At 70.1% G+C, this 23,572-nt stretch carries 22 protein-coding genes; 10 read left to right on the forward strand and 12 right to left on the reverse strand.

Annotated features, from left to right (window positions below):
* Position 1 precedes the first annotated feature (1 nt).
* The gene (locus tag W7S_RS25160) at positions 2-4,834 is read left to right on the forward strand and encodes a cation-translocating P-type ATPase (protein ID WP_014712562.1); all 4,833 of its coding nucleotides are present in this window, start codon (positions 2-4) and stop codon (positions 4,832-4,834) included.
* A gap of 63 nt (positions 4,835-4,897) precedes the next feature.
* Here W7S_RS25160 and W7S_RS25165 read toward each other — a convergent pair whose 3' ends face one another.
* Both W7S_RS25165 and W7S_RS25170 read right to left on the reverse strand, forming a co-directional pair.
* Complete coding sequence (locus W7S_RS25165; RefSeq protein WP_036429856.1) at positions 4,898-6,469, reverse strand: AMP-binding protein; 1,572 nt, start codon at positions 6,467-6,469, stop codon at positions 4,898-4,900.
* Positions 6,459-7,364, reverse strand: coding sequence for an SDR family NAD(P)-dependent oxidoreductase (locus tag W7S_RS25170; protein WP_008262282.1), 906 nt, complete (start codon positions 7,362-7,364; stop codon positions 6,459-6,461). The genes W7S_RS25165 and W7S_RS25170 overlap by 11 nt, the downstream gene beginning before the upstream one ends.
* Before the next feature lie 299 nt (positions 7,365-7,663).
* On the opposite strand from W7S_RS25170, the gene W7S_RS25175 reads away from it, so the two are divergent.
* Positions 7,664-8,407, forward strand: coding sequence for a cutinase family protein (locus W7S_RS25175; RefSeq protein WP_036429697.1), 744 nt, complete (start codon positions 7,664-7,666; stop codon positions 8,405-8,407).
* An 83-nt stretch (positions 8,408-8,490) separates the two neighbouring features.
* Here W7S_RS25175 and W7S_RS25180 read toward each other — a convergent pair whose 3' ends face one another.
* Both W7S_RS25180 and W7S_RS25185 read right to left on the reverse strand, forming a co-directional pair.
* Entirely contained in the window at positions 8,491-9,255 is a 765-nt protein-coding gene (locus W7S_RS25180; protein WP_008262286.1) for an SDR family oxidoreductase, read from the reverse strand.
* Between the two features lie 146 nt (positions 9,256-9,401).
* On the reverse strand, positions 9,402-10,376 hold the full coding sequence (locus W7S_RS25185) for an oxygenase MpaB family protein (RefSeq protein ID WP_050989431.1): 975 nt from the start codon (positions 10,374-10,376) through the stop codon (positions 9,402-9,404).
* Positions 10,377-10,562: 186 nt separating this feature from the next.
* On the opposite strand from W7S_RS25185, the gene W7S_RS25190 reads away from it, so the two are divergent.
* The 3 genes from W7S_RS25190 (at position 10,563) to W7S_RS25200 (ending at position 13,438) form a co-directional block, all read left to right on the forward strand.
* Complete coding sequence (locus W7S_RS25190; RefSeq protein WP_008262290.1) at positions 10,563-11,168, forward strand: TetR/AcrR family transcriptional regulator; 606 nt, start codon at positions 10,563-10,565, stop codon at positions 11,166-11,168.
* A gap of 40 nt (positions 11,169-11,208) precedes the next feature.
* Positions 11,209-12,594: an adenylate/guanylate cyclase domain-containing protein gene (locus W7S_RS25195; protein ID WP_009954459.1), complete on the forward strand. Its 1,386-nt coding sequence runs from the start codon at positions 11,209-11,211 to the stop codon at positions 12,592-12,594.
* A 97-nt stretch (positions 12,595-12,691) separates the two neighbouring features.
* Complete coding sequence (locus W7S_RS25200; protein ID WP_008262302.1) at positions 12,692-13,438, forward strand: methyltransferase domain-containing protein; 747 nt, start codon at positions 12,692-12,694, stop codon at positions 13,436-13,438.
* 17 nt (positions 13,439-13,455) lie between these two features.
* Here the strand turns inward: W7S_RS25200 and W7S_RS25205 are convergent, their stop codons facing one another.
* Complete coding sequence (locus W7S_RS25205; protein WP_008262303.1) at positions 13,456-13,908, reverse strand: SRPBCC family protein; 453 nt, start codon at positions 13,906-13,908, stop codon at positions 13,456-13,458.
* 58 nt (positions 13,909-13,966) lie between these two features.
* Entirely contained in the window at positions 13,967-14,662 is a 696-nt protein-coding gene (locus tag W7S_RS25210; protein WP_008262306.1) for an SDR family oxidoreductase, read from the reverse strand.
* Between the two features lie 148 nt (positions 14,663-14,810).
* Between W7S_RS25210 and W7S_RS25215 the strand changes: the two genes are divergently transcribed.
* On the forward strand, positions 14,811-15,356 hold the full coding sequence (locus W7S_RS25215; RefSeq protein ID WP_008262309.1) for a CGNR zinc finger domain-containing protein: 546 nt from the start codon (positions 14,811-14,813) through the stop codon (positions 15,354-15,356).
* On the opposite strand, the gene W7S_RS25220 is transcribed toward W7S_RS25215, so the two are convergent.
* The 3 genes from W7S_RS25220 to W7S_RS25225 form a co-directional block, all read right to left on the reverse strand.
* Entirely contained in the window at positions 15,336-15,947 is a 612-nt protein-coding gene (locus tag W7S_RS25220; RefSeq protein WP_008262314.1) for a bifunctional 2-polyprenyl-6-hydroxyphenol methylase/3-demethylubiquinol 3-O-methyltransferase UbiG, read from the reverse strand. The genes W7S_RS25215 and W7S_RS25220 overlap by 21 nt on opposite strands.
* 24 nt (positions 15,948-15,971) lie before the next feature.
* On the reverse strand, positions 15,972-16,136 hold the full coding sequence (locus tag W7S_RS27255) for a hypothetical protein (protein ID WP_008262315.1): 165 nt from the start codon (positions 16,134-16,136) through the stop codon (positions 15,972-15,974).
* A gap of 152 nt (positions 16,137-16,288) precedes the next feature.
* A complete protein-coding gene (locus W7S_RS25225; protein ID WP_014712564.1) occupies positions 16,289-17,134 on the reverse strand; it encodes an SDR family oxidoreductase in 846 nt (281 codons plus the stop codon).
* A gap of 93 nt (positions 17,135-17,227) precedes the next feature.
* Here W7S_RS25225 and W7S_RS25230 point away from each other — a divergent pair, with 93 nt between their 5' ends.
* Positions 17,228-17,842 (forward strand): PaaI family thioesterase, encoded by a 615-nt coding sequence (locus W7S_RS25230; RefSeq protein WP_008262317.1) that lies wholly within the window; start codon positions 17,228-17,230, stop codon positions 17,840-17,842.
* 17 nt (positions 17,843-17,859) lie between these two features.
* On the opposite strand, the gene W7S_RS25235 is transcribed toward W7S_RS25230, so the two are convergent.
* From W7S_RS25235 to W7S_RS25245, 3 genes are read right to left on the reverse strand one after another with little or no spacing between them, the layout of a single operon-like run.
* The gene (locus W7S_RS25235) at positions 17,860-18,624 is read right to left on the reverse strand and encodes a DUF2127 domain-containing protein (RefSeq protein ID WP_008262319.1); all 765 of its coding nucleotides are present in this window, start codon (positions 18,622-18,624) and stop codon (positions 17,860-17,862) included.
* A 46-nt stretch (positions 18,625-18,670) separates the two neighbouring features.
* Positions 18,671-20,059, reverse strand: coding sequence for an MmgE/PrpD family protein (locus W7S_RS25240; RefSeq protein ID WP_008262321.1), 1,389 nt, complete (start codon positions 20,057-20,059; stop codon positions 18,671-18,673).
* A 41-nt stretch (positions 20,060-20,100) separates the two neighbouring features.
* Positions 20,101-20,949: a helix-turn-helix domain-containing protein gene (locus tag W7S_RS25245; protein WP_008262323.1), complete on the reverse strand. Its 849-nt coding sequence runs from the start codon at positions 20,947-20,949 to the stop codon at positions 20,101-20,103.
* Between the two features lie 124 nt (positions 20,950-21,073).
* Between W7S_RS25245 and W7S_RS25250 the strand changes: the two genes are divergently transcribed.
* Genes W7S_RS25250 through W7S_RS25260 form a run of 3 tightly spaced genes read left to right on the forward strand, consistent with a single transcriptional unit; the run spans position 21,074 to position 23,346 of the window.
* Positions 21,074-22,117, forward strand: a complete 1,044-nt coding sequence (locus W7S_RS25250; protein ID WP_008262325.1) for a zinc-binding dehydrogenase — start codon at positions 21,074-21,076, stop codon at positions 22,115-22,117.
* Positions 22,114-22,527, forward strand: a complete 414-nt coding sequence (locus W7S_RS25255; protein WP_014712565.1) for a nuclear transport factor 2 family protein — start codon at positions 22,114-22,116, stop codon at positions 22,525-22,527. Before W7S_RS25250 ends, W7S_RS25255 begins: the two co-directional genes overlap by 4 nt.
* Complete coding sequence (locus tag W7S_RS25260) at positions 22,528-23,346, forward strand: SDR family NAD(P)-dependent oxidoreductase (protein ID WP_014712566.1); 819 nt, start codon at positions 22,528-22,530, stop codon at positions 23,344-23,346.
* Positions 23,347-23,572: the final 226 nt, after the last annotated feature.

A 23,572-nucleotide genomic window follows, 5' to 3' on the forward strand; every position in this document is an offset into this window, starting at 1 on the left:
AGTGAAGATTCCCGGCGTTTCCGACGTCGTCGCCGGTGTGGCCGGCGGAGCCGCGCAGGTGGTGCGGGCAGGCGTGTCGACTGCGGCGGGGGCCGCCGGCGCGCTGCAGACGTTGGCCGGCCCGGTCGCCGAGCTCGCGGGCCCCGTCCTGCAATCGGTGGTTCAAACCACGGGCCGGGCAATCGGTGCCGACACGTCCACCGACAACGCCGCCGCCCCGATCACGCCGCCGGTGCGCTGGCGCAGCGGGCAACGCGTGCACCTGGACCTGGACCCGTTGCTGCCGTTCCCCCGCTGGGGCGAGTACGCGCCCGCCGTCGAGGAGCCGGTGCGCCGAATCCCGGGCGTGGCCGAGGCGCACGTCGAGGGTGCGTTGGGCCGGTTGGTGGTTGAACTGTCCGACGGCGCGGACCACGACGCCGTCTTGGACGAGGTGCGCTCGACCGTCGCATCCATCGCCGCCGATATCACCTGGTCGAAGTCGGAGGCGGCGACGCCGTCCGCGCCCTTCGCCGACCCGGGCAACCCCCTGGCGATTCTGGTGCCTCTCACCGCGGCGGCACTGGATCTGATCGCGATGGGCGCCGCGGTGACCGGATGGGTGACCCGGCTGCCCGCGGCGCCGCAGACCACCCGGGCCGCGGCCGCGCTCATCAACCATCAACCGCGCATGGTCTCGATCCTCGAGGAGCGGCTGGGCCGGGTGGGCACCGACATCGCGCTGGCCGCCACGACGGCCGCCGCCCATGGCCTGACGCAATCGTTCGGCACGCCGATGCTCGACCTGACCCAGCGCACCCTGCAGGTCTCCGAGGCGGCGGCGCACCGCCGGGTGTGGCGGGACCGGGAACCCCACCTGGCCTCGCCGCAACGGCCACAGGCCCCGGTGGTCCCGGTCATCTCGTCCGCCAAGTCGGAGGTGCCCCGGCACAGCTGGGCGGCCGCGGCGGCCGGCGAGGCTTCGCACGTCGTGGTCGGGGGAACCATCGACGCGGCGATGGACAAGGCGAAGGGCTCGATGGCCGGGCCGGTGGAGAGCTACGTCGATTCCGCGGCGAACGGCTCGCTGATCGCCGCGGTCAGCGCGCTGGTGGCCGGCGGCGGCACCGACGACGCGGCCGCGGCCATCGAAGCCGGGGTGCCGCGGGCCGCGCACATGGGCCGACAGGCGTTCGCGGCGATTTTGGGCCGCGGGCTCGCCAATTCCGGACAGCTGGTTCTCGACCCGGGCGCGCTGCGCCGCCTGGATCGGGTGAAGGTGGTCGTCATCGACGGCGCCGCCCTGCGCGGCGACCATCGCGCGGTCCTGCGGGTCCGCGGCGACGCGCCCGGCTGGGACGACGACCGGGTCTACGAGGTCGCCGACGCCCTGCTGCACGGCGAACAGGCGCCCGAGCCCGACCCGGACGAGTTGCCGGCGACCGGTGCACGACTGAAATGGGTTCGCAATCAAGGGCCTTCGGCCACGCCCGCGCAGGGCCTGGAAAGCGCCGACCTGATCGTCGACGGCGAATGCGTCGGGAGCGTCGACGTGGGCTGGGAGGTCGACCCGTACGCGATCCCGCTGTTCCAGACCGCGCACCGCACCGGCGCGCGGGTGGTGCTCCGCCACGTCGCGGGGACCGAAGACCTGACCGCCAGCGTCGGCGCGACGCACCCGCCCGGCACCCCGCTGTTGAACGTGGTCCGCGAGCTGCGGGCCGATCGCGGACCGGTGCTGCTGATCACCGCGCTGCACCGCGACTTCGCGTCGACCGACACCCTGGCCGCGCTCGCGATCGCCGATGTCGGTGTGGCGCTTGATGATCCGCGCGCCGCCACGGCGTGGACCGCGGACATCATCACCGGTACCGACCTGGCCGACGCGGTGCGGATCCTCTCGGCGATTCCGGTGGCCCGATCGGCCAGCGAGTCGGCGGTGCACCTGGCCCAGGGCGGCACCACGCTGGCCGGGCTGCTGCTGGTCACCGGTGAGCAGGAGAAGACCACCAACCCGGTGAGCTTTCGGCGCTGGCTCAACCCGGTCAACGCCGCGGCGGCCACGGCCCTGGTGGCCGGAACGTTCTCGGCCACCCGGGTGCTGCGGCTGCCCGACCCGACCCCCCAACCGCTGACCGCCTGGCACGCACTGGATCCCGAGATCGTCTATTCGCGGCTCGCCGGCGGCGCGCGGCCGCTGGCCGTCGAGACCGAACCCTCGTGGCGGCGCCGTCTCGACGACCTGTCCTACAGCCCGGGCCTGGCGCCCCTGCGCAAGCCGCTGCACAACATGGCCCGGCTGGCGTCGGCGACCCGGACCGAGCTCGCCGATCCGCTGACCCCGATCCTGGCCGTCGGGGCGGCCGCGTCGGCGATCGTCGGCAGCAACATCGACGCGCTGCTGGTCGCGGGAGTCATGACCGTCAACGCGATAACCGGTGGGGCGCAACGTCTGCGGGCCGAATCCGCGGCCGCCGAGCTGTTCGCCGAGCAGGACCAGATGGTGCGCCGGGTGGTCGTCCCCGCGGTCGCAACGACGCGCCGCCGGCTCGAGGCGGCCAAGCACGCCACCCGCACGGCGACGGTGTCCGCGAAGTCGCTGCGGCCCGGCGACGTCATCGATCTGGCCGCCCCCGAGGTGGTGCCGGCCGACGCCCGCCTGTTGGTGGCCGAGGACCTCGAGGTCGACGAGTCCCTGCTCACCGGCGAGTCGCTGCCGGTGGACAAGCAGGTGGACCCCGTCGCCGTCAACGACCCCGACCGGGCCAGCATGCTCTTCGAGGGCAGCACCATCGTGGCCGGCCACGCCCGGGCGATCGTGGTGGCCACCGGCGTCGGGACCGCCGCGCACCGCGCGATTTCGGCGGTCGCCGACGTCGAGACGGCGGCCGGAATCCAGGCGCGGCTGCGGGAACTCACCAGCAAGGTGCTGCCGCTGACGCTGGCCGGAGGTGCGACGGTGTCGGCGTTGGCGCTGCTGCGCCGCGCCCCGCTGCGCCAGGCGGTGGCCGACGGCGTCGCGATCGCGGTGGCCGCCGTGCCGGAGGGGCTGCCCCTGGTGGCCACCCTCTCCCAGCTCTCGGCCGCCCAGCGGCTGACGGCCCGCGGCGCGCTGGTCCGCGCGCCGCGCACCATCGAAGCGCTGGGCCGCGTCGACACCATCTGTTTCGACAAGACCGGCACGCTCACCGAGAACCGGCTACGCGTGGTGTGCGCCGTGCCGGTCGGGGTCGACCCGCACGACCCGCTGCCCCAACTGACCGATCCGCAATCGGCGGGGCTGCTGCGGGCCGCCGCGCGGGCGTCCGCCCAGCCGCAGGACGGCCAGGGCCATGCCCACGCCACCGACGAGGCTATCCTCACCGCCGCGAATTCGCTGAACGGCCATGGCGATTCGGACTGGACGATGATCGCCGAGGTGCCCTTCGAGTCCAGTCGCGGCTTCGCCGCCGCGATCGGCGCGCTGGGTAGCTCCAACGGGCATCCCGCCGACGCGCCGGTGCTGATCCTCAAGGGCGCGCCCGAGGTCATCCTGCCGCGCTGCCGGTTCGCCGACCCGCAGGCCGACCAGGAACGGGCCGAGGGCGTCGTCCGCGGTCTCGCCGAACAGGGCCTGCGGGTGCTCGCGGTGGCGCAGCGCGGTTGGAAGCACGAGACCGACGACGACGACACCGACGCCGACGCCGTGGACGCCGCGGCCGAGGACCTCGAGCTGCTCGGCTACGTGGGCTTGGCGGACACCGCCCGGGCGTCGGCGCGCCCGTTGATCGAGGCGCTCACCGACGCCGACCGCGACGTCGTGCTGATCACCGGCGACCACCCCATCACCGCGCGGGCGATCGCCCGGCAGCTGGGCCTGCCCGCGGACGCGCGGGTGATCACCGGCGCCGAACTCGCCGGGCTCGACGAGGACGCGTGCTCCAAGATGGTCGCCGACGTGCAGGTCTTCGCCCGCGTCAGCCCGGAGCAGAAGGTGCAGATCGTGGCCGCGCTGCAGCGCTGCGGGCGGGTGACCGCGATGGTCGGCGACGGCGCCAACGACGCCGCGGCGATCCGGATGGCCGACGTGGGGATCGGGGTGAGCGGGCGGGGTTCGTCGGCCGCCCGCGGCGCCGCGGACATCGTCTTGACCGACGAGGATCTGGGCGTGCTGATGGACGCCCTGGTCGAGGGCCGCAGCATGTGGGCGGGCGTCCGGGACGCCGTGACGATTCTGGTCGGCGGCAACGTCGGTGAAGTGCTGTTCACCATCATCGGCACCGCCTTCGGCGCCGGCCGTGCACCGGTGGGCACCCGCCAGCTGCTGCTGGTCAACCTGCTCACCGACATGTTCCCCGCGCTCGCGGTGGCGGTCACGTCGCAATACGTCGAGCCCGACGAAGCCGAGTACGCGTCGCCCGAGGCGGCCGAGGAGGCGCGCCGGCAGCACCGGCGCGCGGTGCTGACCGGGCCCACGCCTTCCCTCGACGCGCCGCTGATGCGCCAGATCGTCACCCGCGGCGCGGTGACCGCGGCCGGGGCGACGGCGGCCTGGGCCATCGGGCGCTGGACGCCGGGCACCGAACGCCGCACGGCGACAATGGGTTTGACCGCCCTGGTGACGACGCAGCTGGCGCAGACGCTGCTGACCCGCCGGCACAGCCCGCTGGTGATCGCGACCGCGCTGGGCAGCGCCGGTGTGCTGGTCGGCATCGTGCAGACCCCGGTGCTCAGCCAGTTCTTCGGCTGCACGCCCCTGGGTCCGGTCGCCTGGTCGGGGGTGCTGGGTTCCACCGCGGGCGCCACCGTGATCTCGGCGCTGGCGCCCAACTGGCTGGCCAAGCAGGTCGCCGCGTTGGAGCCCGCCGAGGAGTGATCGCGCGGTCCGGCGACGGCGAGCGCCGTGGAGCGGCGCGAGTAAGGAGCCGGACGATCCTGTTCAGCCGGACAGCTCCCTGCGCAGCACCTTGCCGGTCGGGTTGCGCGGGATGCGGTCTACGACGTTGATGTCGCGGGGTTGTTCGAAGCGCGAGACGCGGCTCTTCAAGTACTCCCGGAGCTCCGGCACGTCGATGTCGCTGCCGGGCCGCGCCACCACGAACGCCACCAACCGTTGGCCGAACCGCTCGTCGGGGACGCCGATCACCACGTTGTCGGCGACGGCGGGGTGGCGGGCGAGCGCGTTTTCGACCGCGCGCGGATAGACGTTCTCGCCGCCCGAGATGATCATGTCGTCTTCGCGGCCGACGATGAACAGGCGGCCGGCGTTGTCGAGGTAGCCCATGTCGCCGGTGCTCGTCATGCCGTCGACGACGGCCTTGGCTTCCCCGGCGCCTTCGGTGTAGCCCTTGCCGGCCAGGTCGCCGCCGACGAAGATGCGTCCGGTCACCCGCGGCCCCACCGGTCGGTCGCTCTTGTTGAGGATCCGCACCGGGCAGCCCGCCACCGGCCGCCCGACGGTTTCGGGGGCCTCGCGCAGGTCCGCGGGCGTCGCAAGGGATCCGATGCCGACCTCGGTGGAGCCGTAGCCGTTGTAGAGGATCTCCCCGTAGGTGTCCATGAACCGCTGCCCCAGCGTGGGATCCATGCGGTCGCCGCTGGACATCACCACGCGCAGGTGCGGCACCGGGTTACGCGCCCGAACCCGCTCGGGCAGGTCGAGGATGCGCGCGAGGACGACGGGCACCGCGGTGAAGGCGTCGGCGCGGTGCAGCGACGCCTGGGCGAGCGCGGCCTCGGCGTCGAACTGGCGATGCGTGAGCACGGTGCCGCCGAGGGCGATCGTCAGCATCAGCATGCCGAGCCCCAGGCCGTGAAACATCGGCATTGCCACCGAGATTCGCGAACCGGTACGCAACCGGGTGCGGTCAAGGATGGTTACCCAGACCCCCACGGCGGAGCGCAGCTGCGGTGCGCGCGGCACCCCTTTGGGTTTGCCGGTGGTGCCCGACGTCAGCAGCACGATACGGCCGGGCGCGGCCACCCGCGGCCGCCGGGCGCCCTCCTCGGCGGTGACCGTGGCCGGGTCGACCGTGGCGACCGAGTCGTCGGCGGCCCGTATCCGCTCGGCGAATTCGTTGTCGGCGACCATCGTTGAGATGCGGTGGGCCTGCACGGCGGCCGCCAGCGCGTCGCTGCGGAACTCCGTACTGACCGGGACGACGTCGGCGCCCAGCAGCGCGGCGGCGAAGACACCGGCGACGAAGCCGCGCCCGTTGCGGCACATGACCCCGACCGCGCGGCCGGGCGCGACCCCGTCCGCGGCCAACCGCCGCGCCAGGGACTCGGTTTCGCGTTGCAGTTCGCGGTAGCTCAGGGCGCCGTCGTCGTCGACGATCGCCGTGCGGTCGGGCCAGCGGGCCGCCGTGACCGCCAGCAGCGTGTAGGGGTTCGTGCCGCCCCGGCGCGCCTCGCGAAGCAGCCGCACGCCCGCCGTCGGCGACGGCGGGGTGAGCAGGCCGGAGTGCACCAGGGCGCGGACGGCGGTGGTGGCGACGCGGTCAGTGGTCACGGTCGCCCCCGTCGGCATCGGTGAGGAATCGGCGGTGCCATAGCCGGGCGGCGTGGTCGGCCGGCCCGGCCAACAGCACCGAGGCAAACTCGGCCGGCAGCACCCAGGGCGGCTCCAGGGTGCGGGGCCGCTCGATGACAGCTTTCGCGATGACGTCGGCGGCGTCATCCGGTGACAGGCCGGGGAACCGGCCGAGGAGGGGCGTGGGCGCGATCATGCGGGTGCGGACCAGCGCGAAGTAGATGGTCGTGACGTCGACGCCGTCCGCGTGCAGCTCCGGAGCCACGCTGCGCAGCCAGCGGTCGAACGCCCCCTTCGATGCCTGATAGGCGCCCCACTGCGGGCCCGGCGCCACCCGCACGCCGACGCTGGACACGTTCACGATGTGCCCGCTGCCGTTGTCGCGCATCGCGGGCACGAGTCCCAGCAGCAGCCGGACGGGCCCCAGGTAGTTGATGTCGATGGTGCGCTGGAAGTCGTGCGGGCGGTCGTACTGGTGGTGCAGCGAGCGGCGCAGCGACTTGCCCGCGTTGCTCACCACGATGTCGAGCGGGCCGTGCTCCTCGGTGATCTGCTTGGCCAGGCCGCTCACCGCGGATTCGTCGGTGAGGTCGGTCGGGTAGGCGACCGCGTGCCCGCCGCCGGCGTTGATCGACGCCGTCAGGTCCCCGAGCCTCTCCTCGGACCGGGCGACCGCCAGCACGGTCGCGCCGGCGGCCGCCAGCCTGCGCGCGGTCGCCTCGCCGATGCCGTAGGAGGCGCCGGTCACCAACGCGGTCTTGCCGGAGGTGGCGGCACGCAGCTTGTCGGGATCCGACACCCGCGCCGGATTTGCCACGTGGTCGCCCGCCGCGGTGAGGACCGCGTTGAGGGCCTGGGCTACTGCGTTCAACATCGCTGCCGCATTCATTCGAGCCGCTGGCCGGGACGTGGCTGCTGCTCAACCGTGTCCCGACCCGTAACTACAAGTAGCAGACCACATTGCGGCCCGGGTCCGCGCTTCGGCCCGGCCGTGACGACCCGGTGGCACTCGCAGTGAGGGGCGGGACGCAAGGTGCCGGGCGCTCATGCCGGATGAGCGCCGCGCACAACCGATCTCGCTCCGACCGCAGCAGCGGCGGTTCTTTTATGAGAACACGGTAATTTCGGCGTTTCCTTTGTTTAGGCCGCGTGTCGAATGGGCACAATGGCGGCATGTTTGCGCGTCACATGGTTCGTTCCGTTGGTCCAGCAGTAGTTATCGCCGCGTCGGGCATGGCCGCCTCGGCCGTCTCCGGTTCCCTCATCCCCACCGCCGCGGCCCAATGTCCCGACGTGCAAGTGGTCTTCGCCCGCGGCACCGGCGAAGAACCCGGCGTCGGCCCCACCGGCCAAGCCTTCGTCGACGCCCTGCACCAACGCGTCGGCGACCGCTCCTTCGACGTCTACCCCGTCAACTACCCCGCCACCGACCAATGGGACACCGGCATCGACGGCATCCGCGACGCCGGCGCCCACGTCGTCTCCATGGCCCATGACTGCCCCAACACCAAAATGGTCCTCGGCGGCTACTCCCAAGGCGCCGCCGTCATGGGCTTTGTCACCTCCGCCGCCGTCCCCGAAGGCATCGACCCCGCCACCGTCCCCAAACCCCTGTCCCCCGACGTCGCCAACCACGTCTCCTCAGTCGTGCTCTTCGGCATGCCCAACGTGCGCGCCATGAACTTCCTCGGCGAACCCCCCGTCGTCATCGGACCCGCCTACCAAGACAAAACCCTCAAAGTCTGCGCCACCGAAGACCCCGTCTGCTCCGACGGCATGAACTTCGCCGCCCACAACACCTACGCCGACGACGGCTCCATCATCGACAAAGGCGTCGCCTTCGCCTCCAGCCACCTCGGCATGGGTAGCCCCGGCGCGATGTCGGTCGCGTCGCCGCACGGCGGTTTCGGAGAGTGAGCGGCTAACCCGCTGGCGGGGTTTTATCGCCCTGTGTCACACGGGGTCTCGGCCCGCGCCCCGCGGGCGTACAGGGGGCGGCGCTAGCTGCCGAACATGGCGGTGATCGTCTCGTTGAACCGCGGATAGATGTCGTCGTAGGTGCCGTCACGCTCGGCGTAGCGGAACATCTTGACGCGCTCCACCACGATCTCGTTGGCCTGTGGCTGCGTCTGCAGCAGCGTCATCGTCTCGGTGATGTACTCGTCGAGCGGCATCGCCCTGGGATCGAATCCCCGCTCGCCCTGCAGGGCGGTGCGCACGTGCGGCGGGATGATCTCGATCACCTGGACCGAGGTGTCGCGCAGCTGGAAGCGCAGCGATTCGGTGTAGGAGTGCAGCGCCGCCTTGGAGGCGCAGTAGGTGGGGGTAAGCGCGCTGGGCATGAACGCCAGGCCCGACGTGACGTTGAGGATGGTGGCGTGCGACTTGCGCAGCAGCGCCGGCAGCAACGACGCGGTCAGCCGCATGGGGCCCAGCAGATTGATGGCGACGGACTGCTCGGCCAGGCCGACATTGCCGCTGGTGAGGTCCTCGACCCGCTGGATGCCGGCGTTGTTGATCAGCACATTGAGGTCCGGGTAGTGGTCGGTCACCTCGGTGGCGAACCGCCGGATGTCGGCGGCGTCACCCTGATCGAGCGACAGGGTTTGGATGCCCGGGTTGGCCTCTGCGACGGCCCGTAGCTGGTCGCTGCGTCGGGCGGCGATGATCACCTGGTTGCCCAGCCGGTGAAAAGATTCGGCCAGACCGCGGCCGATTCCGCTACCACCGCCGGTGACCAGAACCGTATTGCCCGTCATTTGCATCGCGGTTCTCCTTCGGATTCGCTCGACCGGCACACCCGACCGACGCAGCGGAATGCCCCGTTGGGAAGCCGGCTAACCACGATGCCCTATCCACCCGCGCGATGTCACGGCCGGCACCCTGGGAGGGCGGGCCGCCGGAGGCGGGATTATGCCGCGGCGGCCCGGTTGTGCAACTTCCGCGGGTCGACGCCGGCGCGGGCCCACGCCCGGGCCGCCCAAGGGGTGTAGAGCGCCTTGACGGGGAGTCGGTTGATCAGCGGGTTGAGCGCCCGGATGACCCCGGCGAAGCGCTGGAATCGCTTCTCCTTCTTGGCATCCCAGTGCAGCTGGCACACCTCGCGCATCTGCGGCGGCAGCGTTCCGACGACGACCAGCCGGGTATAGGCGTTCAGCGGAGCCGACACCACGTTCCAGATCGGCTTGGGCATCCAGCGCGGGCCCGGGATGCCCTTGCGGATGTAGCCGGTGCCGTACAGCACGGTCTTGTGCGGGACGAACCGGTCCAGCATCTCGTCCCAGTAGGCCACGAAGTCGTCGTAGGTCTGCGGCTGGCCGCGGTCGCTGACGCCGTAGAGGCTGTACCAGACCTTGCCCTCGTTGAAGATCTGCTCCTTCTCGGCGTGTGACAGCCGCCGGATGAAGGTGTCGGTGTTGTAGATGACCTGGTCGACGAAGCTGGCGTGGGCCCAGTAGAACAGCTCCGGGTTCAACGCGTGATACCGCGAGCCGTCGCTGATCGTGCCCTTGATGGTCTTGTGGAAGTCCCGCACCTTTCGCCCCCACTCGTGGGGGTCCTCGGAGTAGACCGTGTTCATCAGCGGAGGCGCGGTCCGCTTGGCCCGGCCCAGCGTGTCGCTGAAGATCACGGAGTGGTCCAGCACGCCCTGCGCGAGCTGCTCGATGCAGTTCTCGACCCCGGCGGTGCGCTGGAATCCGAACAGCTGGGTTCGGTTGTCTCCGTAGAACTTCCAGATCAACGAATCGGGCCCCAGGCGCGGTGACGTGTCGTCGGTGGCCGACCAGTCGGGGCCGTCGGTGGGCATGGGCACGGCCTCGCGCACGCCGCTGTCGAAACGCGATCCCGCGCTCGGGGCGGCGAGTTCGTCGTTCTGGGCGGTCATGCCCACCTCCTCATGCACGCGCTGAGCCGGCCACGCGTTGTGAACCAGTGACACAAAGTCGTATCTTTGTTTCAGAGCCTAGCAGCCGTCCCGCGGCCTCGCACATCGCCGGTGGGCCGCGCCGCTTTCCTCGCGCCGAAAAGCGCCGATGAACCGTGCCGGAGAGTTGATACGATGCCGCCAATCATGCAGTCCGAACCGGGCTCGGCCTCTCACTCCGCTTCCGCCGAGGCGCTGACCGATCTCGATCGCACCATCCTGGACACCGCGCGCGGCGTGTTCGAGACCTACGGCGTGCGTCGGGCCAATATCGACGACGTCGCCACCCGGGCCGGGGTCAGCCGCAGCACCATCTATCGCCGTTTTCCGACCAAGGAGAAGCTGTTCGGGCAGGTAGTGCGGCGCGAGGCCGAGCTGTTCTTCAGCACGCTCGATCAGGCCACGGCGGGGTGTGATCCGCGGGAGGCCGTGGTCGAGGCGTTCGCGCTCGGGGTGCGCCTGGTGCAGGACTCGCCGCTGTATTCGCGGATCGCCGAAAGCGAGCCGGAGCTGTTCGGGATGTTCTCCCGGTCGCACGTGTTCCCGATCCGCCAGTTCGCCGACGGGATCGCCCATACCCTGCGGCGGTGCGGCGCCGAGATGTCCGGGACCGACCTGGACAACGTCGCCGACATCCTGCTGCGCGTCGCGCTCGGCATCATCGTCTTTCCCACCGACCGGCTCGACACCTCGGACCCGGCGGCAGTGCGCGAGTACGCCGCCCGCTATCTGGTTCCGATCATCGGCCCCTGAAGGCCGTTGCGGTGTCGGTGCCCTGAACTACGCTCGACCCGTGGCTGGGAGTTCTGCGGCTCCACGGACCCGGTATGCCAGTTGCGGCGAGATCGACATCGCCTATCAGGTCTTCGGCGATGGCCCGATCGACCTGCTCGTGCTGCCGGGCCCGTTCATCCCCATCGACTGCGTCGACAGCGAGCCGTCGATGTACCGCTTTCATCGGCGCCTGGCGTCCTTCTGCCGGGTGATCCGCTTCGACCAACGCGGGATCGGCCTGTCCTCCCGGGTCCCGTCGCTGGACATGATCGGCGCGGAATCCTGGGCCAACGACGCGATCGCGGTCATGAACGCGGTCGGATGCGAGCGCGCGACGATCTTGGCTCCGAGCTTCACGTCGCTGGCCGGGGTGGTTCTCGCCGCCGATTTCCCCGAGCGGGTGAACAGCCTGGTGATCGTGAACGGCCAGGCGCGCACGCTGCGCGCCCCCGACTACCCGTTCGGCTCCGATCTCGCCGAGGCCGACCCCTACACCACCGTCGCCATCGAGCCGGACGCCGTCGAGCGGGGCTTCGACATCCTCGGCATCATCGCCCCCAGCGTCGCGCACGACGACGCGTTCCGGTCGTGGTGGGACATGGCCGGCAACCGGGCGGCGTCGCCCAGCATGGCGCGCGCGTTCATCGGCAAGATCCGCGAGGGCGACGTGCGCGACCGGCTGGACCGGGTCGGCGTGCCGACGCTGATCCTGCACCGGGACAACCCGCGGTTCAGCCCCGTCGGGCACGCGCGCTACCTCGCCGAGCGCATCCCCGGGTCGCGCCTGGTCGAGCTCCCCGGCGAAGACGTCCTGTACTGGGTGGGCGACACCGGGCCGATGCTGGACGAGATCGAGGAGTTCATCACCGGGATCCGCGGCGCCTCTGACGCCGAGCGGCTGCTCACGACCATCGTGTTCACCGACATCGTCGGGTCGACCGAGCGCGCCGCCGAGCTCGGCGATTACCGCTGGCGCGACCTGCTGGACAACCACGACAGGATCGTGCGGCACGAACTGCAGCGCTTCGGCGGCCGCGAGGTCAACACCGCCGGGGACGGATTCGTCGCGACGTTCAGCAGCCCGAGCGCCGCGCTCGCCTGCGCCGACGCTCTCGTGGACGCGGTGCAAGTGCTGGGCATCGAGGTGCGGGTCGGCATCCACGCCGGCGAAGTCGAGGTGCGCGGCGCCGGCAAGGACGACATCGCCGGCATGGCCGTGCACATCGGCGCGCGGGTGGCGGCCCTCGCCGGGCCGAGCGAGGTCTTGGTGTCCTCGACGCTGCGCGACATCGTCACCGGATCGCGGCACCGCTTCGGCGACCGGGGCGAGTCCGCCCTCAAGGGCGTGCCGGGCTACTGGCGCCTCTACGCCCTCGTCCGCGAGCACGCCGCCGTCCGCCGGTAACCCCGCGCGCGGCGTAGGCTGCCCAACGGGGGAATCTTCGCCAGCCCACTGTGCGATTTGGCGTCCAGCTCGGGGCTGCTGCCCGAAGGAGTTACGCATGACCGACGTGGACATCACGCTGCCTCCCGCGCTGCGGCGGGCACTGGACCTGCTCATCGATCCGCCGGCCGATCCCGACGTCAGTCACGGCTATCTCGACCTGCTCGGCTCCGGTTCGGCCGGCGACGACGGCGTGGGGAAGAACACCGGCCCGATCCAGGCCGCGTGGGCGTCACGAGTCGGGTCGATGCTCTACGACAACGCCCAGGCCTTCGCTCGCCAGTGGATCAGCGCCTGGCAGCTGCCGCTCGAGTGGTTGCAAATCCCGCCCGGCGGTATCGCGCTGGACGTCGGCTCGGGACCGGGCAACGTCACCGCGTCGCTGGCGCGGGCCGCCGGACCCGACGGGCTGGCCCTCGGCGTCGACATCTCCGAGCCGATGCTCGCCCGCGCCGTCCGCAATGAGGCCGGGCCCCAGGTCGGCTTCATCAAGGCCGATGCGCAGCGACTTCCGCTGCGCGACAACACCTTCGACGCGGCGGTGTCGACCGCCGTGCTGCAACTGGTTCCGGACCCGAAGGCCGCGCTCGCCGAGATCGCGCGGGTGCTGCGGCCCGGGGGCAGGGTGGCGATCATGGTCCCGACGGCCGGGCGGCTGGCCCGCTATTGGCAGCTGCTGCCCAACGTCGGGGCGCACGCGTTCGACGACGACGAGATCGGCGACACCTTGGAAGACAACGGATTTAGCAGCGTTCGGGTCAAGAACGTCGGCACCTTCCAGTGGGTGCGCGCCAAGCTGGGCTGACTTTTCCGGGCGGCTTGTTATTCGGCGCTCTGCGCCAGCGCGGCGAGCCGATCCATCGACTCGCGCAGCATGTCCGTCGTCGTCGCGCGGGCGCGCTCGAGGCGGGTGGCGTCGGTCAGCTCCGTCCAGTCGTACGTGTGGGTCACCGTGGTCAGCTCGGCGTTGACCGGGCTGAGCTCCCAGCGCCACAGGTGACCGGGCGGCTGCTTGCCGGGTTCGGCTGGGCGCCAAGCGATTTTGCTGCCCTCGACGAACTCGGTGACATGGTTCTCCCGCACCGCGCCGTTGGTCAGCGTGGTCTTGAACACGTCACCCACTGCGCGCACGCGCTGACCGGGCGCCGATGACGCCAGATTGCCGTTGCCGTCCCAGCTCGGCTGGCGCGACGGGTCGGCGATCAGTTCGAAGATCCGCGCGGCGTTGGCCGACATGACCCGGGTGGCGGTCACGATGCGTTCGGTATCGGACATACCGCTATCCAAACACGGAGCGCCGCCCGCCGCGCCGGGCCACGTCGAGCCGGGCGGTTCACGGCATCCGGGGCAGCGCCTCGACCGGTCCGGCCAGCGCCGCCTTCACGTAGCGGGTATCGTCGTCGGCCAGCACCTCCTTGTCGTCCGCCTCGATGCCGTCGACGATCGCGCGTGCCACCTGGCGCGGGTCGTTCTTGGGCGCGTCGAAGCCGGAGGTCATGTCGGTGTCGGTGAAGCTGAGATGCGCGGCAATGACCAGGGTGCCCTGCTTCTCCAGTTCGGCACGCAGGGAATTCGTCATCGACCACAGGGCGGCCTTGGAGTCGCCGTACCCACCGGATCCGGGCATCCAGGACAGGATCGAGGCGATGTCGACGAGGGCACCACCGCCGTTGTCGGCCAGGACGGGTGCGAATGCCTTGGCGACGCGCAGCGCGCCGAAGTAGTTCGTCTCGAAGACCGCTCGCACCTCTTCGATGTCGCTGTCGAGCAGGGTCCGGGCGCCGAGAACGCCGGCATTGTTGATGACGATTTCTGCGTCGGCCGCCGTCGTCGCCAGCGCGGCCACCGAGTCCGGCCGGGTGACGTCCAATTCGACGCCGATCACGCGGGGGTCCTCACTGGGCTTCGGCACCCGCGCCGTCGCGTAGATCTTCGCCGCGCCCCTGTCCAACAACTCGGCCACGATGGCCTTGCCGAGACCGCGCTGCCCGCCGGTGACCACCACGGCCGCTCCGTTGACGTTGACCATGATCCTGCTCCTTTGACTGAGGCAAAATTGCTTTGATTACGTCAAGCTAGTTGTCGGCAGCGACGCAGTCAAGTAGTATTTGCCTATGTCTTCATCGTGGATTGCGTCACAGCGATACGGCTGCGCCGCGGCGCCTGGAGGCCTGGGCTTGGTCCAGGACTTCCTCAACACGAGGGGCGTCGACGGGTACGGACCGGACCTGCTGGCCGACCCGGGCCAGGCGCGCGAGTGGGCGGACGCCGCGGTGCGGGCCTGGTCGTCCGCGCGCGGCGTGGACGTGTCGCCACCGGAGCTGGGTGAGGCGGATTTAGGCAGGCTTCGCGCGGTGCGGTCCACCATCGAGCGGATGGTGGACGGCGAACCGCCGAGGTCTCGGGGCGCCCACGGTGTCGTCGCGTCCTTCGGGCTGTCCGATGCCGGTGAGGTGCGGCTTGATCCCAGCGGCAACGGGTGGCGCTGGTTGGCCTCGGCGTTGTGGGGCGAAATCCTGCTGAGCCAGCACGCCGACACCTGGCGGCGGATCAAGCGCTGCCACAACCACCGGTGCGGGTCGACGTTCTACGACCGCTCGAAGAACAACAGCGGGGTCTGGCACGACGTCAAGACGTGCGGCAACGCCGTCAACCTGCGGGCGTCCCGGGCGCGCCGGCGCGAACGCGAAAAGGCAACGCGCTCAGCGGTTTCGCCACAGTAGGCGGTAACGGTAATAGAGGCCCCGCCGGATGGCGGCCCCGGGTAAGACGTCGGCGGCGACACGCCGGATCTCGTCGAGGCCCTCCCGGGGATCGGCAACGGGCACCCCGATGTCGCGGGTCTCCCGATGCAGTAACCCGCCGACGCGCGCCCCCGGCACGCACAGGCCGGCCCACACCCAGTCGGCGATGCTCTTGTTGGCGGACAGCCCGACGACGGCCAGTTGCCCGGCGGGCCGCAGCATTTGACGCGCTTTGTGCAGGGCATCGCGCAGCGGCAGGTGATGCAGACTGGCCACAAAGGTGATCAGGTCGTAGCGCCGCTCGGCCCCATCGAGGTCCTCGAACCGCCCATGTTCCACCGACGCGTTGTCGATGGACTGCAATCGCTGCGCCGCGCGCCACACCGAGACCGGGTCGGCATCGATGCCGACAACGCTGCGGGACACCGCGGCCAACCGCTGGGCCAGCAGCCCTTCGCCGCACCCGACGTCGAAGACATCGCCGTGCCGCCGCGCGGCGAGGCCGACCAGCCACGGGTGATAGGCGGAATTGTGGTTCCAGTAGTCGTCGTGCTTCGCGTATTCAGGCACCGTTGCCAGTCTGACCGACGGACGTCAGCAGCGTTCGACGCCCCTGGGCATGATGCGCGGGGCGGTGGCCCCCGGGCGCCGCTTGCTGCCGAGGACCGCGTACAGCGCGTCGCAGGCGCGCGCCTTCAGGGGCGCGCCCACGTCGAGGTTGGCGGAGCCCTGGCTGACCCAGGACGGAAGAGTGGTCACAGTTGATCCTTTGTTTTTCGGCCGTGCGCCGATTCATTCAATTGCACCACAGCCGTTTTGCGTGGACGCCGCGCCGAGGTAAACGTCACGAAAAGCCGCGCTGTGGGATAGCGCACATTCCCGGTATATCGAAAGGCACGCAACAGCAGAATTTATGGAAAGGCCCTGAACCGGCGCAGGTACCCGGACAATCGGCCCACCGGCACGGCCTTCGGCCAGTCGTCGGACCGGAAATAGGCATCGGTGCCGCCGTCGACGAATATGACCGTGCCGCACAGGAAGTCGGCGGCGTCCGACAACATGAAGCACACCCACTCTGCCATCTGCCCCGGGTCGCCGAAACCACCGACCGGGACCGGAAACGATTCGACGGCCTTGGCCTGCCGCGGGTCCGACAACTGTTCGGCCAGAAGCGGAGTCATGATCGCACCCGGCGCCAGGGCGTTGAGGCGCACGCCGGACCCGGCCCACTCGGGCAGCACCGCATGCCGCCGCACCCAACGGCTGACAGCGATTTTCGAGGCCGCGTACATCATGGTCGGCGCGGCCGGTCCGAACAGCCGCACCGAGCGCAACGCCTTGTCGGCGTCGTGCGCGAGCAGGGACCTCACGGCCCGGCGGGGCACCGCGGGCACGGTCGTCGTCGAATTACTGGCGACGACAACGGCTTTGGCGCGCCCGGAGGCCGCCAGCGCCGCCCGCCAGGCGGTCAGTAAGTCGACGACCCCGAAATAGTTGACCTGGGCGATCTGGCGAAGGCGATCCGGCCCGGGACTGGGCCCGAGTCCGGCCGCAAGCACGGCGCCGTCGAGCCTGCCGCCCGATGCCGCCAGGACGCGCTCGACGGCCTCGCTACGCCCGTGTGGCGTCGACAGATCGGCGACGACGTCGGCGTCCTTGATGTCGACTCCGATGACGGTGTGCCCGCCGTCCCGGAGGCGCTGCGCGGTCTCGCGCCCCATCCCGGACGCCGATCCGGTGATCGCGTAGGTCCCCATCGAGGTCCTCCTTCCCCAGGCAGTATGCCCGGCCCGCCGGACGCTTCCGAGGGGCGCCGCCCGCTGGGTGGACACCTGAGTTAAGTTGCGAAGATGCATGACCAAACGCCCTGCATCGACTTCGGCGAGCTCGAGTCGGTCTACGCGCCGCTGGCCGAATCGCTTCGCCGGCTCATCGATATCAGCATCCGCACCGAGGCCGGCGCCGCGGCGGTGGCGGCGGCCACGTCCAAGATCGACAGTGCGGCAGCGGAATTGAGCGGGGCGTTGAAGCCCGGGCCGTTCGGCGTGCACCGCAATCCCGATGGCCAGACCATCGCGTGGGGCAACGCGGTGGTGGGCCTGCGCAACCCGATCGCACCGCCGCTGGTCATCCATCACGAACCCGACGGACTGGTGTGGTCGGAGTTCGTGCTGGGCGCCGCCTACGAGGGCCCGCCGGACACCGTGCACGGCGGCGTGTGCGCGCTGGTGCTCGATCATGTGCTGGGCGCGACCGCGCACCAGCCCGACAAGCCCGCGTTCACCGGCACGCTCACGCTGCGGTACCGGCGCCCCACGGCGCTGGGACGGCCACTGCGGGCCCAGGCTCATGTCGAGCGTGTGGAGGGCGTCAAGACGTTCGCCGTCGGTCACCTGGCCGACGAGCACGGCGTCACCGTGGAGGCCGAGGGTATTTTCATTCATCCCAGGCCGGCCGCGGAATAGCGGACCGTGCCGCAGATTCAGGTCCTGGTCGCGGCCCGCTCGACGTCGAGCAGCTGCTCGCCGCGCCGTTCCGCGTCGTAGGCCCTGCGCCCACCGCGCAGGCCGAACAGGCGTTTGGAGATCAGCAGATAGATCACCGCGGCCACGTTGATGGTGAACGTCACCACCCGCGTCATCGTGATGCCCTTGGCCAGGTCGTGGATCTCCAGCGGTAGGAAGACCGAGGTGGCGATCACCGCGAAGTATTCGCCCCAGCGTTTCAGCAGCCACAGGCCGACGCCTTCGACGACCTCCAGCAGTGCATAGCCCGCCAGCATCAGGGTCAGCAACGCCAGGGTGGACGGCTTGGCCGCCAACGCCTTTTCCAGTTCGTGCACGATGGTCATCTGATCGACCTTGAAGCCGGCGGCGCGGAAGATCGGCAGGTCCCGGTCGAGGGTGGCCTGAATGGCGCCCCGCGCTCCGCGAAACTTCCACACCGCATAGGCCGCCAGGACGATCACGACCGCACGGAACAGGCGTTCCACCGCCAGGGCCCGAATGATGATGGCCTGGCGTAAGGCCTTGCCGCGCATGATCATCGGCGCGTCCTCGGCGTGACCGCGTCCGTGCGGCGGGCCGACGGTGAATTCACCGCACCGCAGACAGCGCCATGCCTCACCCAGACCGGTGGTGCCGCTCAGGCGCTGCGCGAGCGCGTGCTCGTCGGGCGCGTAGGTGACGTGTCCCGCGAGCGCGCAGGTAACCAGCTCCCACCGATTGAGGCCACGTTCTTTGGGCATGGCCGATCATCGACCGCGCGTGCCCGGACGCGCAAGGGGGCGCGCGTCAGAAGCGCGGCCCGCTGCGCGGTCGCCGGGCGGTGGGGCTCACGGCGCCGAGCAGTCCGGTGAGCGTGGCGACGGGAATCTCGTCGAGCCGTGCGACCGCCGCGATGATCTCGTCACCCAGCGCCCGCTCGCAAAAGGGCCCGGTGAGCCACCAAAATTTGTCCACCACGCGATCCCAGGACATCGGACGGGTGGGTGATCCCTCGTAATCGTCCTGCTCGCGGCTGAATTCGCGTCCGTCGTGCGTCCTGAGGTGCACCCGCGCCGCCGTGCGCTGCGGATAGTCCGCGGTCAAATCGTCGGCCGCCGTGACGTCCACCCGCGACAAGAGGTCCTGAACGTCGGCGCGCAGAACCCGTTCGGTCTCAAGCTGTTCGGGACCGACTCCCCCGTCGAGCAGGGCGACCGCGCTCAGGTATTTGAGGTTGTAGTCGGCCTGCTCCTTGGTGCGCGGGTGCTCCTTGTTGCCGTACGCACCGCCGCCGGCGATGTCGAATGCGCCCTGAAAGACCTCGAGGCTGACCCGCGCGACGTCCTCGCCGCGCAGACTGTTCTCGGCACGCAGCGCCAGGACCGCGTCGATCACCACCTGGCCGTGGATGAGCGAACAGTACTGCTTCAGATAGGTCTGCTCGACGCAGGACAGTGCCCGGTCGGCGGTGTGGAAATCGATTGGCTGACCGAATAATTGGACCAGCCCGTGAGGGCCGTCGAACAGCGACTTGGGACCGGTGACTCCGCGCGCCGCCAGCATCGTCGTGTAGACGGCGCGCATGCCGGTGCTGGCCGGGGAGATGCCCTTCCAGTGGGAAACCGGTTCGGCATGCACGCCCGCCAGCGACACATTGTCGGCGGCGGCGGCCGCGATGGCGTTGGTGGTCTGTTCGGCACTGAGCCCGAGCAGTTTCGCGGTGCCCGCCGCCACCGACATCGCCAGTTGCAGCGCATGGTTGAGTCCGCGCGCCATCACGGGAACCTGTGCGCTGAAACGGCATTGGACCTCGTAGGCGACCGCCAGTGCCAGCAGGAAGTCGGCGCCGCCCGCGCCGGTGTGCTCGGCCACCGCCAGCACGGCACCGAAGTTGTCGGCGGGATGGCACAGACCTCCCACCGTCAGATAGGTGTCGAGCAGATCGGGGTAGCGCACCAGCACCGCATTGAAGAACGCGGCCTGGTCCACCGATGCCCGGCCTCCGCCGACCAGCGTTGCCGTCGGGTCTCCGCTGAATTGGGCGGTGTGTTCACGGATCGCCCCGATGAGCTCCCCGTTCAACGAACCGACGGCGCACGCGACGCTGTCGAGCACATTGCGCGTCAGCAGCGCTCGGGGCCGCCCGGTCAGGTCAGACGCCTGTGCGCCGACGACGAATTGGGCCAGCTCGTCCACAAGATAGTTCTCTGCCACGACTTTTCGCCTCCGAGGCGAGGCTACCCGGCTGATGGTTGTGATCCGCTCAGTGCCGTCGTCTCGTCGGTCAGATGCGCCCCGATGTCCCGGATCTGCCGCGCGCTCAGCGGGCACAGTGGGTGCACGGCCACCATCAGGGAAACGCGTCCACTGTCGTCGAAGACCGGTGCGGCGATGGTCACCACGGGTTGCTTCCGCCGCCCCGGGTTGTCGTCGGAAAGGAACCCGATGGTGGTGAATTCGACGAGCAGCTGGTCCATGATGTGTCGCACGGGCGTCGGCATCTCACTGCTGTCCAAGGTGCCGACCACCTGGACGGCCTGGGCCAGTGCGGGCGTCGTCCAGTCGATGTCGAATCCCCGTTCCCGCGTCCGTGCGAGGACCTGTTGCAGGCGCTGCATGCGATCGGCATTGCTGCCCGCGCCGCGGCGGATCCAGGCGCGTTGTTCCTCGTCGGTGTCCCAGGCCGCCATCGCCACCCCGAAGGGTGGTGCGTAGGGGATGCGGTCGCCCGGTATGCCCGACGGCTGGGTGGCGGGTTCGCCCTCAAAGGCGGTGACCACCAGGGAGTCTCCGAACTTCTCGACCACCGAACAGGCGTAGCCGACTGCACGGGACAGGCGCAGCGCGGCCGAGCGCGCCGCGTGGGCCAGCGGGCGGGCGGTGTCCGTGCGGGCGGCCACCACGGCGAGCGCCGGCCCCAGCGCGAATGTCTTCGCGATCGGATCGCGACTGGCCCAGCCGCGGTCGCACAAGGTCTTGAGGATGGCGTGCGCCGTCGCCTGCGTGAGATCGAGCTCGCGCACCACGTCGGAGAACCGCAGCCGCGCGCTTCCGGACCGCGCAAGGAGCTCGACGACGTCGAGCACCCGCGCGGTCGGCGCTGACGTCGATCCGCGAATCGCTTGACTCCTCCGCTACGCGATTTTTACAGTTGTACGAACATTCGAGATCTTATGTCGATTATTCGAGAAAGCTACCGTATTGCGCGCAGTGGTGTTGCGAGACGGTCGGCTGCAGGTCCGCGAGACCGCGGACCCCATCCCCGGCCAGGGCGAGTTGTTGCTGCGCACGTTGAGCACCGCCATCTGCGCGTCCGACGTGCATTTCATGGACCACCCGGAACTCGCCATCGACGACCCGACCGGCCGCTCGCTGTATGACACCGAGCGCGACATCGTGCTCGGTCACGAATTCGTGGGTGAGGTCATCGGGCACGGTCCCGGTTGCACCGACCAATTCGCCGCCGGCACGCGGGTGACCGCCATGCCCGTGCGGCTGGTCGACGGCGGCGCGGGCGGAATGCGCATCATCGGCCAGCATCCCGAGGCGCAGGGCAGTTTCGGTGAGCTGTTGGTGGTTTCGGAGGTCGCGGCCAAGCGCGTCCCGGGTGACGTGCCCAGCGACGCCGTCGCCTTGACCGACGCGTTCGCGGTCGGCGAGTTCTACGTGCGGTCGGCGCGGTTGGGACAGGGTGAGGTCGCGATCGTCATCGGCGCGGGGGCGATCGGACTTTCGGCCGCCGCCGCGCTGGCCGCCCGCGGCGTCGAGCCCATCATCGTGGCGGACTACAAATCCGACCGGCGCGAGCTGGCCCGCGACCGCTTCGGTGCCCACGTCGTGGTCGACCCTTCCGAGAAGTCCCCGTTCGAGGCCTTCAACGAGGTCCGCGCGCAGCGCGGATTGCCCGGGCCGGCCGTCGTATTCGAATGCGTCGGCGCCCCGGGGCTGATCCAGAAGCTGGTCGAATCCGCCGAGATGGGCACCCGAATCTACTGTGCGGGTGGCTGGTACACCGGCGACACCCTCGACATCACCACCGCCACCCGCCAGGGCGTGACCATCCAGTTCGGCGGCGGCCCGCACCCGCAGGACTGGTACGGCACACTCGACGCGATCGCGTCGGGGCGGCTGGACCCGCTACCGAGCGTAGGGAAGATCATCGGCCTCGACGAGGTCCCCGACGCCCTCGAGCTGGCCCGCAGGTCCGACGGTCCGCCCCGGATCATCGTCCACCCGACTGGAGATCGCCCGTGAGCGAAAGAGAAGACCGGCAAGACATTTCGGACCTGCTGGTGCGTTACGCCACCGGCATCGACAGGCGCGACTGGCCGCTGTTTCGCACCGTGTTCACCGACGACTGCGAGCTCGACTACGGCGAGATCGGCCGCTGGAGCGGTGTGGACGAGGTCACCGACTTCATGGACAAGACGCACGCGATGGCGGGCCACACCCTGCATCGGCTGTCCAACCAGGTCATCGCCGTCGACGGCGACAACGCCACTGCCCGAACCTATGTCGACGCGGTGATCATGTTCGGTGACAACGAGGCCGGCGTCAACGCGTGGGGCTTCTACGACGACGAGATCGTGCGGACCGGCAAGGGATGGCGCATCGCGCGGCGCCGCTTCACTCAGGTGCGCGTCGCTACGTTCGGGGCCCTGTAGATGACGTTCGCGACGAGGTACGGGCCGTGGGCGTTGGTGGCCGGCGCGTCCGACGGTGTGGGGGCGGCGTTCGCCGAAGGGCTGGCCGAACGCGGTGTCAACGTGGTGCTGCTCGCACGGCGGCAAGGCGTTCTCGACCGCGTCGCGGCCGAGATCGAGAACAAGACGTCGGCGCAAACCCGCACTGTCGCTATCGATCTCGCGCAGCCCGGCGCCGCGGCGGCGATCGCCGCCGCCACCGGCGACCTGGAGATCGGGATGCTGGTCTACTGCGCCGGCGCCGACCCGAACTTCACACCGTTCCTTGCCAATTCGATCGAGGCCGCCGAGGCGATGGTGCAGCGCAACTGCATGGTGCCCATGCAGCTGTGCCACCACTTCGCGCCGCCGATGGTCCGGCGAGGCAGCGGCGGCATCGTCCTCTTCGGCTCCGGTGCCGGGTTGGCCGGTGGGCCCAACATGGTCGCCTACGGCGCCTCCAAGGCTTTCGACATGGTGTTCGCCGAGGCGCTCTGGGCCGAACTGCACCCCAAGGGCGTCGACGTCCTGGGCCTCATCCTCGGCAAGACCGATACGCCGGCCCTGCGCGCCCTCGAATACAGCCGCGGCCAGATCGGCTCGTCCGACGAGGCGCCGGCGGACGCGGCCCCCGTCTCCGAGGTCATCGCCGAGGCCTTCGAGAACCTGGGCAACGGCCCGACGCTGATGGTGGGCGACACCATGCGCGCCGCCGCGCAGCTGCTGGCGTCGTTGAGCCGCAATCAGGCCGTCGAGCTCTTCGCCCAGGCCGCCGCCGCGGCCATGGGGCCGGACCACTAGCGGGAACCCGAACCGTTCGCTGCGCGTCGAACCAGTCGTGGCGAGGTTTGCCAAAGTTCGAAATCAGGGCATCCTAACTTTTGCTTCCGCAGGCCCCTGTACAGCAAATATGGGCTTGGGCACGTCACCGACTTTGCCCACCGATCGCGTTGCTGACGGTGTGGGCGACGGGTAGCTTGGGTAATCAGTTCGTCACGGCAACCGAGCCGAAGTACCACCACCCGAT

This window comes from Mycobacterium sp. MOTT36Y, from assembly GCF_000262165.1.
GTDB classification, from domain to species: Bacteria; Actinomycetota; Actinomycetes; order Mycobacteriales; family Mycobacteriaceae; genus Mycobacterium; species Mycobacterium intracellulare.

Excerpts from the sequence above, each read along its gene's own strand:
- W7S_RS25170 (WP_008262282.1), bottom strand. The coding sequence starts at position 7,364 with ATGTTGAACGCAGTAGCCCAGGCCCTCAACGCGGTCCTCACCGCGGCG.
- W7S_RS25175 (WP_036429697.1), top strand. The coding sequence starts at position 7,664 with ATGTTTGCGCGTCACATGGTTCGTTCCGTTGGTCCAGCAGTAGTTATC.
- W7S_RS25180 (WP_008262286.1), bottom strand. The coding sequence starts at position 9,255 with ATGCAAATGACGGGCAATACGGTTCTGGTCACCGGCGGTGGTAGCGGA.
- W7S_RS25185 (WP_050989431.1), bottom strand. The coding sequence starts at position 10,376 with ATGACCGCCCAGAACGACGAACTCGCCGCCCCGAGCGCGGGATCGCGT.
- W7S_RS25190 (WP_008262290.1), top strand. The coding sequence starts at position 10,563 with ATGCAGTCCGAACCGGGCTCGGCCTCTCACTCCGCTTCCGCCGAGGCG.
- W7S_RS25200 (WP_008262302.1), top strand. The coding sequence starts at position 12,692 with ATGACCGACGTGGACATCACGCTGCCTCCCGCGCTGCGGCGGGCACTG.
- W7S_RS25205 (WP_008262303.1), bottom strand. The coding sequence starts at position 13,908 with ATGTCCGATACCGAACGCATCGTGACCGCCACCCGGGTCATGTCGGCC.
- W7S_RS25210 (WP_008262306.1), bottom strand. The coding sequence starts at position 14,662 with ATGGTCAACGTCAACGGAGCGGCCGTGGTGGTCACCGGCGGGCAGCGC.
- W7S_RS25225 (WP_014712564.1), bottom strand. The coding sequence starts at position 17,134 with ATGGGGACCTACGCGATCACCGGATCGGCGTCCGGGATGGGGCGCGAG.
- W7S_RS25230 (WP_008262317.1), top strand. The coding sequence starts at position 17,228 with ATGCATGACCAAACGCCCTGCATCGACTTCGGCGAGCTCGAGTCGGTC.
- W7S_RS25235 (WP_008262319.1), bottom strand. The coding sequence starts at position 18,624 with ATGCCCAAAGAACGTGGCCTCAATCGGTGGGAGCTGGTTACCTGCGCG.
- W7S_RS25260 (WP_014712566.1), top strand. The coding sequence starts at position 22,528 with ATGACGTTCGCGACGAGGTACGGGCCGTGGGCGTTGGTGGCCGGCGCG.